At 43.8% G+C, this 11,454-nt stretch carries 10 protein-coding genes and 1 other RNA gene; 10 read left to right on the forward strand and 1 reads right to left on the reverse strand.

Going from position 1 to position 11,454, the window contains the following annotated elements; translation table 11 throughout:
- Positions 1-61: 61 nt before the first annotated feature.
- Complete coding sequence (gdhA, locus tag AB5026_RS13625) at positions 62-1,396, reverse strand: NADP-specific glutamate dehydrogenase (protein WP_021650707.1); 1,335 nt, start codon at positions 1,394-1,396, stop codon at positions 62-64.
- A gap of 220 nt (positions 1,397-1,616) precedes the next feature.
- Here gdhA and AB5026_RS13630 point away from each other — a divergent pair, with 220 nt between their 5' ends.
- The 10 genes from AB5026_RS13630 to AB5026_RS13675 form a co-directional block, all read left to right on the forward strand.
- Positions 1,617-2,834, forward strand: a complete 1,218-nt coding sequence (locus tag AB5026_RS13630; RefSeq protein WP_015524426.1) for an aminotransferase class I/II-fold pyridoxal phosphate-dependent enzyme — start codon at positions 1,617-1,619, stop codon at positions 2,832-2,834.
- A gap of 247 nt (positions 2,835-3,081) precedes the next feature.
- Positions 3,082-4,443, forward strand: a complete 1,362-nt coding sequence (locus AB5026_RS13635) for a citrate/2-methylcitrate synthase (RefSeq protein ID WP_129974431.1) — start codon at positions 3,082-3,084, stop codon at positions 4,441-4,443.
- A 21-nt stretch (positions 4,444-4,464) separates the two neighbouring features.
- Positions 4,465-4,971 carry a YqeG family HAD IIIA-type phosphatase gene (locus AB5026_RS13640; RefSeq protein ID WP_110103007.1) on the forward strand — a complete coding sequence of 169 codons (507 nt, stop codon included), beginning with the start codon at positions 4,465-4,467 and terminating at the stop codon, positions 4,969-4,971.
- Positions 4,968-5,477 (forward strand): shikimate kinase, encoded by a 510-nt coding sequence (locus AB5026_RS13645; RefSeq protein ID WP_015524429.1) that lies wholly within the window; start codon positions 4,968-4,970, stop codon positions 5,475-5,477. Before AB5026_RS13640 ends, AB5026_RS13645 begins: the two co-directional genes overlap by 4 nt.
- An 86-nt stretch (positions 5,478-5,563) precedes the next feature.
- Positions 5,564-6,121: an elongation factor P gene (gene efp, locus AB5026_RS13650; protein ID WP_015524430.1), complete on the forward strand. Its 558-nt coding sequence runs from the start codon at positions 5,564-5,566 to the stop codon at positions 6,119-6,121.
- A 260-nt stretch (positions 6,122-6,381) separates the two neighbouring features.
- Positions 6,382-6,727, forward strand: a transfer-messenger RNA (tmRNA) gene (ssrA, locus tag AB5026_RS13655).
- A gap of 116 nt (positions 6,728-6,843) precedes the next feature.
- Positions 6,844-8,004 (forward strand): FtsW/RodA/SpoVE family cell cycle protein, encoded by a 1,161-nt coding sequence (locus AB5026_RS13660; RefSeq protein ID WP_092070471.1) that lies wholly within the window; start codon positions 6,844-6,846, stop codon positions 8,002-8,004.
- A gap of 140 nt (positions 8,005-8,144) precedes the next feature.
- Positions 8,145-8,378: an acyl carrier protein gene (acpP, locus tag AB5026_RS13665; RefSeq protein ID WP_015524431.1), complete on the forward strand. Its 234-nt coding sequence runs from the start codon at positions 8,145-8,147 to the stop codon at positions 8,376-8,378.
- Between the two features lie 173 nt (positions 8,379-8,551).
- Positions 8,552-10,006, forward strand: a complete 1,455-nt coding sequence (gene gltX, locus AB5026_RS13670) for a glutamate--tRNA ligase (RefSeq protein WP_015524432.1) — start codon at positions 8,552-8,554, stop codon at positions 10,004-10,006.
- Positions 9,993-11,454 (forward strand): ATP-dependent helicase (locus AB5026_RS13675; protein ID WP_368213495.1); only part of this gene is annotated, 1,462 nt, incomplete at its 3' end. The genes gltX and AB5026_RS13675, both read left to right, overlap by 14 nt.

Genomic DNA, 11,454 nt, shown 5'->3' on the forward strand with positions numbered 1-11,454 from the left:
CCTGGGAAAAATCCTCTGCGGTCCCTGCTATAAATATATATTAATGATTCAGGAAACTTAATTAAACAATACCCTGAGCTTTCATAGCGTCAACAACTTTTTCGAAGCCGGCGATGTTTGCACCTACAACATAGTTGTCTTCCATACCGTAACGTTTAGCAGCGTCATCAGCTTTGTGGAAGATATCGATCATGATGTGGTGGAGTTTCTCATCAACCTCTTCTCTTGTCCAGGAAAGTCTCATGGAGTTCTGGCTCATCTCAAGTGCAGATGTGGCAACACCGCCAGCGTTTGCGGCTTTACCAGGCATGAAGAGAACACCGTTCTCCTGAAGGTATGTTGTTGCATCAAGAGTAGTAGGCATGTTTGCACCTTCAACGACGTATTTGCAGCCATTTGCAACCAGTGTTTTAGCTCCGTCAAGACCAAGCTCGTTCTGAGTAGCACATGGAAGGTAGATATCACATTTGATATTCCAGATGCCAAGTCCCTCAGTGTAGGTAGCACCCTCAACACGGTCTGCATATTCTTTGATACGTCCACGTTTTACTTCTTTGATATCCTTTACGACGTCAAGGTTGATTCCGTTCGGATCGTAGACATATCCGTTGGAGTCGTTCATTGCAACAACCTTGGCACCAAGCTGAGTAGCTTTCTCAACAGCGTAAATAGCTACATTACCGGAACCTGTTACAACGATTGTTTTTCCTTCTACGGAATCATTGTGAGCTTTGGCGATCTCGTTGAGCATGTATACAACACCGTAACCGGTAGCCTCTGTACGGATCAGGGAACCTCCGAAGGAAAGACCCTTTCCTGTAAGGACACCCTCATAAAGGCCACGGATTCTCTTATACTGTCCGAAGAGATAACCGATCTCACGTCCGCCGACACCGATGTCACCAGCCGGAACATCTGTATCTGCGCCGATATATTTGCAAAGCTCTGTCATAAAGCTCTGGCAGAATGCCATAACCTCTCTGTCAGATTTACCCTTAGGATCGAAGTTGGAGCCACCTTTTCCACCGCCAATCGGAAGACCTGTAAGAGAGTTTTTAAAGGTCTGCTCAAAACCAAGGAATTTCAGGATACCCTGATTTACAGAAGGATGGAATCTTAAGCCGCCTTTGTATGGTCCGATGGCGCTGTTGAACTGAACACGATATCCCTTGTTAACCTGTACAGTTCCGTTATCATCGATCCACGGTACTTTGAAGGAGATGATCCTCTCTGGCTCTACAAGACGCTCAAGGATGGAAAGTTTACGATACTCTTCCTCATTTTTGTCAATTACGACTTTAAGGGAATCGAGAACTTCCTTAACTGCCTGATGGAATTCTGGCTCGCCAGGATTCTGTGCTACAACTCTTTCATAAACTTCTTCTGTGTAAGACATTGTTGTTTCCTCCTCATCACATATTAAATTGCGTTGAAAACTAAATTCGAGTGCTATTATACATTAACATGCTAAAAAAGGGAAGTGCTAAATTTGATTTTTTTAAATTTTTATTTCTTGCGTTGAAAGCCTAAATGTGAGATGATATAGAATAAATATTTTTTGACTATGAAATTAAAATGGTTAAATAATAGTGAAAATTAGAAGAGGAGTGGTTTTTATGAGAACATTCGGGAAATCATCAAAGCTTGACAACGTGCTGTACGATGTGCGCGGACCGGTTGTGGATGAGGCTGCCAGAATGGAAGAAGATGGAATGGAGATTCTGAAGCTGAATATTGGTAATCCGTATCCATTTGGGTTTTCAGCACCTCAGGAAGTGATCTTGGATATGCTGAGTAATGTTCGTACTTCCCAGGGATATTCCGATTCCAAGGGCATTTTTTCTGCAAGAAAAGCGATCATGCAGTATGCACAGCTTCGCGGGATCCCGGGAGTTACCATTAATGATATTTATACGGGAAATGGTGTCAGTGAACTGATCAACCTCTGTATGCAGGCGCTGCTTGATAACGGGGATGAGATCCTGATCCCGGCTCCGGATTATCCGTTGTGGACAGCTACTGCAACACTGGCAGGCGGAAATGTAGTTCATTATATCTGTGACGAACAGTCTGACTGGTATCCGGATATTGAGGATATCAAGAGCAAGATCACACCAAGGACCAAGGCGATCGTTATCATCAATCCCAATAACCCTACAGGTGCAGTATATCCGAAGGAGATCCTGGAACAGATTGCAGACATTGCAAGAGAAAATGAGCTGATCATCTTTTCTGATGAGATCTATGACCGTCTTGTTATGGATGGATATAAACATACATCGATTGCATCCCTTGCACCCGATGTGTTCTGTGTAACATTTTCAGGATTGTCCAAGTCTCATATGATCGCAGGTTTCCGCATCGGATGGATGATTTTAAGTGGTGCAAAAAGTAAGGCGAAGGGTTATATAGAGGGAATCAATATGCTCTCTTCCATGCGTCTCTGTTCAAATGTTCCGGCACAGTCCATTGTACAGACTGCACTTGGCGGATATCAGAGTGTCAATGAATATACGCAGCCGGGCGGACGTGTTTATGAGCAGAGAGACTTTATTTACAAGGCCCTGAATGATATTCCGGGAATTTCCGTTGTAAAACCACATGCGGCATTTTATATATTCCCGAAGATCGATACTGAGAAATTCAATATTTTCAATGATGAACAGTTTGCTTTGGATTTTCTTCATGAGAAACAGGTGCTTGTTGTTCCGGGCAAGGGATTCAACTGGAACCAGCCGGATCACTTCCGTATTGTTTATCTGCCGGATATCCGCCAGCTTGACAAGGCAATGAAGAAGATGAAAGAGTTCTTTGCTACATATAAGCAGGGCTGATCGCAGATAGACAAGAAGAGATTTGCGATCCGCATTCGCTGCCTGCTCATAACCGATAAACTGTAAAGCAGATATTCGGTTATATTTTCGGCATAGACCGGAACCGAAAAAAATGTTATAATATATCTGAAATATCCCGGCCAGCTACGCCGGGATATACAAATAAGACCAGAATTGCTTGAGAGGGGAATGAGGAGGGACCGTTATCGAACAGCAATAAAACAGAAATCGAAAGGGGAAATAACTGATGAGCAAATTCAACATGAAAGTGACACCTGAGATTGAGAAACTTACCCAGATCTGTCGTGAGAATGACAAACTGGATCTGTCTTTATATGGCAAATACGATGTCAAGCGAGGCTTGCGTGACCTGAATGGAAAGGGTGTCCTTGCAGGACTGACCCAGATCTCCAATGTCCAGGCAACGAAGATCGTGGACGGAAAAGAGGTTCCCTGCGCAGGTAAGCTTTCTTATCGCGGGTATGACATTAAGGATCTGACAAATGGTTTTATCAATGACCGGCGCTTCGGTTTTGAGGAAGTAACCTATCTGCTTCTTTTCGGAAAGCTTCCGGATCAGGAAGAACTGAATGGATTTTCCGGGATTCTTGCGAACCAGCGTATGCTTCCGCGGAATTTTGTAAGGGATGTCATTATGAAGGCACCATCCAGAGATATTATGAACGCTCTGTCAAGAAGCGTGCTGACACTTTATTCCTACGACAAAGACCCGGATAATATTGAACTGGAGAATGTGCTCCGTCAGTGTATCAACCTGATCAGCGTTTTCCCGCTGTTATCTGTTTATGCATATCAGGCCTATAACCACTATGAGAAAGGCGAGAGTCTTTATATCCATCAGCCTAAAAAGGAGCTTTCCACAGCTGAGAATATCCTGCGTCTGTTAAGACCGGATAAGAAGTATACGGCACTGGAGGCAGAGATCCTTGATATTGCTCTGATCCTTCATATGGAGCATGGCGGTGGTAATAACTCTACTTTTACTACACATGTGGTTTCCTCTTCCGGGACAGATACGTATTCTGCGATCGCGGCAGCACTAGGTTCTCTGAAAGGCCCGAAACACGGCGGTGCCAACATCAAAGTCGTAAAAATGTTTAACGATATGCGTAAACACGTACATGACTACAGTGATGAAGAGGAGATCAGTGCATACCTTAAGAAGCTTCTTCATAAAGAGGCCTTTGATAAACGTGGACTGATCTATGGTATGGGACATGCGATCTATTCTGTTTCAGATCCACGTGCAGAAGTCTTTAAAGGCTATGTGGAACAGCTTGCAAGAGAAAAGGGCAGAATGAAGGATTATCAGCTGTATGCTGCAGTAGAGCGTCTTGCACCAAAGGTTATCGCAGAGGAGCGTAAGATCTATAAGGGTGTCAGTGCCAATGTGGATTTTTACAGCGGATTTGTTTACAGCATGCTGGATCTGCCGCTGGAGCTTTACACACCGATGTTTGCTATTGCACGTATCGTAGGCTGGAGCGCACATCGTATGGAAGAGCTTATCAATGTGGATAAGATCATCCGTCCCGCATATAAGAATGTCCTTCCGGAAGCAGAGTATATTCCTCTTTGCGAGCGATAGGAAAGGACTGAGGTGGAATAGATGTTCAGATGCTTTTTTCCGGATGAATATCTGGATTCTGCGTATGGGATCGATTATGAGAAGCTTTACAGAGAAGGATACAGAGGGCTGCTCTTTGATATCGATAATACCATTGTTCCCCACGGTGCACCGGCAGATGACCGGGCAAAGAAACTGTTTGAAAAGCTGAGGGCTCTCGGGTTTCGATACTGCTTTGTATCCAATAACCAGAAACCTCGTGTGGAGCCCTTTGCCAAAGCAGTAGAGGGGGATTTTATAGAAAATGCCCATAAACCGGCTGTGAAAAATTATAAAAAAGCCTGCCAGGTGATCGGAATCGATCTTGACAGGACGATCTTTATAGGAGATCAGTTGTTTACGGATATTTATGGAGCAAAGAGAGCAGGGATCCGGACGATCCTTGTGAAACCGATTCATCCAAAAGAGGAGATCCAGATCGTACTGAAGCGATATCTGGAAAAAATAGTATTACATTTTTACCAAAAAGAGGAGGGAAAGAATTCATGAACCATATTGTAATCATCGGCTTTATGGGTTCAGGAAAGACACGAGTTGGAAAGAGACTGGCGAAGGACCTGGGGCTTCCGTTTATTGACGTGGACAGACTGATCGTGAAAAAAATGAACATGTCAGTAAAGGAGGTATTTGAACGCTTTGGAGAAGCATTTTACCGTGCGCTGGAGACTATGGCAGTCAAGGAACTGTCCACAGACAGCGAACGGAAGGTAATCTCTGTAAGTGCGGGATTGCCTCTTCAGGAGCAGAACCAGAAATATCTCCAGAGTATGGGAACGATCATCTATCTGAAGGGATCTGCTGCAACGTTGATCAAACGTCTGGAAGGAAGTAACAATCCCACATTGGAAGGAACTGAGAATAAAGAAGAGAAGATCAAGAAACTTCTGAAACAGAGAGATCCGGTTTATGAGAAGTTTGCGGACATTAAAGTTGTCACAGGAGTGAAGCCTTTTGATGAGCTGATCGCAGAAATTGAAGAAAAATTGAAGGCTTAAACAAAAAAACAGTTGAAAAATGGCAAAAGGTATTATAGAATAATCCATAGCGAAAAAGAACCGCATATATTAAGGAGGAAATATTTATGATTTCAGCAGGTGATTTCAAAAATGGTATCACACTTGAAATTGATGGAAACGTATGTCAGATCGTTGAATTCCAGCATGTAAAACCAGGAAAAGGCGCAGCCTTTGTAAGAACAAAATACAAGAACATTATCACAGGCTCTGTAGTAGAGAAATCCTTCCGTCCTACAGAGAAATTCCCGGCAGCACGTATTGAGCGTGTAGATATGCAGTATCTGTATCAGGATGGTGGTTTATACTACTTCATGAATACAGAGACATATGATCAGGTTGGTCTTACAGAGGAGCAGGTTGGCGATTCTCTGAAATTTGTTAAGGATAATGAGATGGTTAAGGTTTGCTCTCATAACGGAGAGGTATTCGCAATCGAGCCACCTCTTTTTGTAGAGCTTGAGGTTATTGAGACAGAGCCAGGATTCGCAGGAAATACAGCACAGGGTGCTACCAAACCGGCAACTGTTGAGACAGGTGCACAGGTTCAGGTTCCTCTGTTCGTAAACCAGGGCGACAAACTGAAGATCGATACAAGAACAGGTGAGTATCTCTCACGTGTATAATGCAGCAAAAAACCCGCGTAAGCGGGTTTTTTTGTGCCATAAAATTAAAAGATCATTTTGACAGTATTTAAAATACCAAAGTTTGAATGCATATTCCAGACTGTACAGGTAAGAAAAACTGTACAGTCTGGACTTTTTTTGAAATATCCTTGACACGAAAAATCATTCTGGTATAATTAAACCCAGTCAAAAAACTGACTAAGAAGTTCGTCTGTCCACCAGAGATGACCGGAAATGATCCTGTCACAGAAGTCTTTTAAGGGCTTGTACTGGTTTCGACGGGGGCTTTGAAGTTAGGGAAGCCATCCGCAGACTCCTGGACTGCGTACCAACCGGGAACTAAATATAAACGCAGACGAAAAGTTAGCGTTAGCAGCCTAAGCTGCTCGTCAGCCCCGTTGCACTCACACATCGGGAATCTGGCGTCGACCATGTGAGAAACCTTGCCGGGTAAGCTTTGCCCCGGTAGATGTATCATGAAGCTACTGAAGCAGTAAGCCTGTCGGTGGGCGTACTGCTGAGGGAATGTTAAATCAGCGACTGTGATGGGAGATGCCTTAAGGGATAGGCTTTCGGACAGGGGTTCGATTCCCCTCAGGTCCATTTATGGAACGTCCCGGAAAGACAGCATTTATGCGGCTTTCCGGGAATTTTTTTTACTTTCTTTATTACTCGTGGATATCAGGAAATTCTTCGCAGATACAGAAAGCGATGGTGATAGAATGAAAAAAACTCTGCTTAACAGAAAAAAGCAGAATAAGAAATCTGATTATTATGATTATAATCTGGTAGCTGTTATTGTACTGCTGGTGTGCTTTGGACTGGTCATGCTTTACAGCACCAGTTCATATATGGCAGAAGTGAATTATGGCAACGATATGTTTTATTTTAAGAAACAGGCACTGATCAGTGCAGCATGTCTGATCGGAGCGTTATTTATTTCAAAAATACTGGATTATCATATCCTTCTTCCTTTTACAACTGCGTTGTATGTGGCTTCGCTGATCCTTATGGGACTTGTGCGGACTCCGCTGGGACATTCCTCTCATGGTGCTACCAGATGGCTGTATATCGGACCGATCAACTTTCAGCCTGCCGAGCTGGCAAAGATCGCGGTTATTATCATGATGGCTTACATGATCGGAAAAATGGGACGAAAGGTGAAAACTTTAAAGAGCTGTATGATCCTGGGACTTCCGGGGGCAGGACTTGCGCTTGCGGCTTATATACTTACAGATAACCTGAGTACAGCCATGATCATTTTGGGAATAACAGTTGGAATGGTGTTTGTGGCACATCCGGATATGCGTCCGTTTATTGCTGTGGCAGCGGCAGGAGTGATCCTTATTGTGATCGGAGTACTTTTTCTGGTTGCGACGACCAAGAATAGTGACAGCTTCCGTGTTATGCGAGTACTTGTATGGCTTCAGCCTGAGAAATATTCCGATGAAGGCGGTTATCAGACGCTGCAGGCATTGTATGCCATTGGCTCCGGAGGGCTTTTTGGCCGCGGGCTTGGAAATAGTATCCAGAAGCTTGGAAGTGTTCCGGAAGCACAAAATGATATGATCTTTTCCATTATCTGTGAGGAGCTTGGAATTTTCGGAGGGATTTTTGTACTGATCCTGTTCGGATATCTTTTGTACAGGTTGTTTTTTATTGCGCAGAATGCACCGGATCTGTTTGGCTCACTGATCGTTACCGGGATTTTTATACATATTGCGCTGCAGGTGATCCTTAACATTGCCGTTGTACTGAATCTGATGCCCAATACAGGTGTCACCTTGCCCTTTATCAGTTACGGAGGAACGTCCATTGTGTTCCTGATGCTGGAGATGGCAATAGCTCTCAGCGTGGCCCGTCAGATAAAATTTCAAGAGTAAAATAGTTTTAAAATCAAAATATTTTTGCTCTGGAGCCATTTTTTGGGAAAATCCTCTTGACAACTGTTTTTGCAGACTATATACTTTGCTCAAAAAGAGGAAACAGATTCGATCTGTAATGATTAAAGGAGAAAAAAGACATGTTAGAAAAAATGAAAGAAATGCTTGCAGAGCAGTTAAATTGTGAGGCATCAACAATTACACCGGAGACATCTTTCAAGGATGATCTTGGAGCAGATTCTCTTGACCTGTTTGAGCTGGTTATGGCTCTTGAGGATGAGTACAATGTTGAGATCCCGGCAGAGGAGCTTACAGATCTGAACACAGTTGGAGATGTGATCGATTATCTTAAGAACAAAGGCGTAGAAGCATAAACAGGAATCAAGGATCCTCTGGGACGACGGTGTCTCAGAGGATTTTTCTGTATATGCGAAGATACGGGAGAGGGATGGCAGGGCATTCCGCCGGAAAACCTATGGACATTTTGAAGGATTTGGGTATATAATAGCACCTATAAAGAGAAACAACAAAAACGAGGAGAAAAGAAATGACAAAGATCAGAACAAGATTTGCACCGAGCCCTACAGGAAGAATGCATGTGGGTAATTTAAGAACAGCTCTTTATGCTTATTTGATCACAAAACATGAAGGCGGAGATTTTATCCTCCGTATTGAAGATACAGACCAGGAACGTTATGTGGAGGGAGCTGTAGATATCATCTACCGTACTCTTGAGAAAACAGGACTTCTCCATGATGAGGGACCGGACAAAGATGGTGGATTTGGCCCGTATGTACAGAGTGAGCGTCAGGCAACAGGCATGTATCTGAAATATGCCAAACAGCTTATTGAGCAGGGTGATGCATATTACTGCTTCTGCGGCAAGGAAGAGCTGGAAAGCATGAAACGTACGGTTGCAGGTAAGGAGATCTCTATTTATGACAAGAGATGTCTCCATCTTTCCAAGGAAGAGGTTCAGCGCCGTCTGGATGCAGGCGAGCCGCATGTTATCCGCTTTAATATGCCAACAGAGGGAACCACTACATTTCATGATGTTATTTACGGAGATATCACCGTTAACAATGAGGAGATGGAGGATCTGATCCTGATCAAATCTGACGGTTATCCGACCTACAACTTCGCAAATGTAATTGATGATCACCTTATGGGAATCACACATGTTGTAAGAGGTAACGAATACCTTTCCTCTTCACCGAAGTATAATCGTATTTATGAGGCATTCGGATGGGAAATCCCGACCTATGTTCACTGTCCGCTGATCACAGACGAGACACATCAGAAGCTTTCCAAGAGATGTGGACATTCTTCCTATGAAGATCTGATCGATCAGGGATTTGTGACAGAGGCAGTGATCAACTATGTTGCACTCCTTGGATGGAGCCCGGCAGACAACCGTGAGATCTTTTCTCTTCCGGAGCTTGTGGAGGCATTTGATTATCATCATATCAACAAATCACCGGCAGTTTTTGACATTGCCAAGCTGAAATGGATGAATGGTGAGTATATCAAGAAGATGGATCCGGAGGCATTCTATGAGAGAGCACTTCCGTATCTGAAAGAAGTTCTGAAAAAAGACTTTGATCTTAAGAAGATCGCAGGAATGGTTCAGACCAGAATTGAAGTATTCCCGGATATTCCGGAGCTTGTAGATTTCTTTGAGGCAGTTCCGGAGTATGACAGTGCGATGTACCGCCACAAAAAGATGAAAACAACAGAGGAGACTTCTCTTGCAGTTCTCAAGGAAGTGCTTCCGGTACTGGAAGCACAGGAGGATTATACCAATGATCCGCTGTATGCATCTTTAAGCGCTTTTGTAAAGGAGCACGGATATAAGAATGGTTATGTTATGTGGCCGCTTCGTACAGCAGTATCCGGCAAGCAGATGACACCGGCCGGTGCAACAGAGATCATGGAGATCATTGGCAAGGAAGAGACACTGAAACGTGTACATGCAGCAATCGAAAAGCTTGAAAATAAATAAGAGTGTGATCGATAATCCAGTTATGAAACGAAATCCATCTCAGAAAAGGGCGATCGCCCACCTGTCAGGACCTATGATGGTTCTGGCAGGCCCCGGTTCGGGGAAAACTTCCGTCATAGTAGAAAGAACAGCACATATGATCCAGGAAGGGAAGATACCGGCTTCCTCTGTTCTTGTTGTGACTTTTTCCAGGGCAGCAGCAGTGGAAATGAAAGAACGGTTTCTGAAATTTACCGGTGTTCAGCGAACCGGCGTTACTTTCGGGACTTTTCACGGAGTGTTTTACGGGATCCTCAAACAGGCTTATGGTCTGAATGGAGGAAATATCCTGTCAGAAGAAGAAAAATATGCGATCTTAAGAGAACTGGTGGTAAACTGTGCTGCAGAACAGTCCCAGGAAGGGGATTTTGTGGAAGATATTGCCAAGGAGATCAGTGTTGTAAAGGGTGGAAGGATCGCTCTGGAGCATTATTATTCTTCCTGTTGCCCGGATGAAGTGTTCCGACAGATCTTTCAGGGATATCGAAAAGTCCTGAATGAAAGAAGAAAACTTGACTTTGATGATATGCTGTTGAGCTGTTATGAACTTCTGAAAAAACGAAAAGATATCCTGTCTGCATGGCAGAAAAAGTTTCACTATATTCTGGTGGATGAGTTTCAGGATATCAATCATCTTCAGTATGATATCGTGAAGATGCTGGCAGCACCGGAGAACAATCTGTTTGTGGTGGGAGATGATGATCAGTCTATCTATCATTTCCGTGGCGCTCGCCCGGAGATCATGCTGAATTTCCCGGAAGATTTTAAAAATGCGGAGACGGTGATCCTGAATATCAATTACCGGTGCAGTGGAAATATCTTGGATACAGCCATGAAGGTGATCGATCATAATGAAAACCGTTATGTGAAAAAACTTTCCACACCAAATGAACCGGGAGAGCCGGTGCAGATAAAAGAATTTCGAAATCCCAGAGACGAATATATGGCAGTTGCAGGCCTGCTGCGGAATCGGATGGAAGAAGGGGATAATATTGAAGATACAGCGCTGCTTTTCAGGACTAATCAGGAAGCCGAAGGACTGGTCGCTGCGTTGATGGAGTATGGGGTTCCTTTCACTATGAAGGAAAAACTGCCCAACCTGTTCCGACACTGGATCTGCCGGAATATGATCGCTTATTTGAAAATGGCAGAAGGAGACCGGAGCCGCAGTACATTTCTGGAGATCATGAACCGGCCAAACCGATACATAGCCAGAGACGCTCTGACAGAAAAAAACATTGATTTTAAAGCATTGGGAGAGTTTTACAAAGACAAGGACTGGATGTGTGACAGGATCACAACGATGGAGACACATCTTCGGATCTTAAAGACTATGGCCCCTTATGCAGCCATTAATTTTATCCGGAATGGCATGGGATACGAAGAATACTTGCAGGAATATGCAAGGT

The organism is Blautia sp. RTP21359st1_E11_RTP21359_211015, from assembly GCF_040910705.1.
Classification (GTDB): domain Bacteria; phylum Bacillota; class Clostridia; order Lachnospirales; family Lachnospiraceae; genus Blautia_A; species Blautia_A fusiformis.

What these genes read in the sequence shown, in the direction of transcription:
- acpP (WP_015524431.1), top strand. Translation starts at nt 8,145, where the DNA reads ATGTTAGAAAAAATGAAAGAAATGCTTGCAGAGCAGTTAAATTGTGAG.
- AB5026_RS13630 (WP_015524426.1), top strand. Translation starts at nt 1,617, where the DNA reads ATGAGAACATTCGGGAAATCATCAAAGCTTGACAACGTGCTGTACGAT.
- AB5026_RS13645 (WP_015524429.1), top strand. Translation starts at nt 4,968, where the DNA reads ATGAACCATATTGTAATCATCGGCTTTATGGGTTCAGGAAAGACACGA.
- gdhA (WP_021650707.1), bottom strand. Translation starts at nt 1,396, where the DNA reads ATGTCTTACACAGAAGAAGTTTATGAAAGAGTTGTAGCACAGAATCCT.
- efp (WP_015524430.1), top strand. Translation starts at nt 5,564, where the DNA reads ATGATTTCAGCAGGTGATTTCAAAAATGGTATCACACTTGAAATTGAT.
- gltX (WP_015524432.1), top strand. Translation starts at nt 8,552, where the DNA reads ATGACAAAGATCAGAACAAGATTTGCACCGAGCCCTACAGGAAGAATG.
- AB5026_RS13660 (WP_092070471.1), top strand. Translation starts at nt 6,844, where the DNA reads ATGAAAAAAACTCTGCTTAACAGAAAAAAGCAGAATAAGAAATCTGAT.
- AB5026_RS13640 (WP_110103007.1), top strand. Translation starts at nt 4,465, where the DNA reads ATGTTCAGATGCTTTTTTCCGGATGAATATCTGGATTCTGCGTATGGG.
- AB5026_RS13635 (WP_129974431.1), top strand. Translation starts at nt 3,082, where the DNA reads ATGAGCAAATTCAACATGAAAGTGACACCTGAGATTGAGAAACTTACC.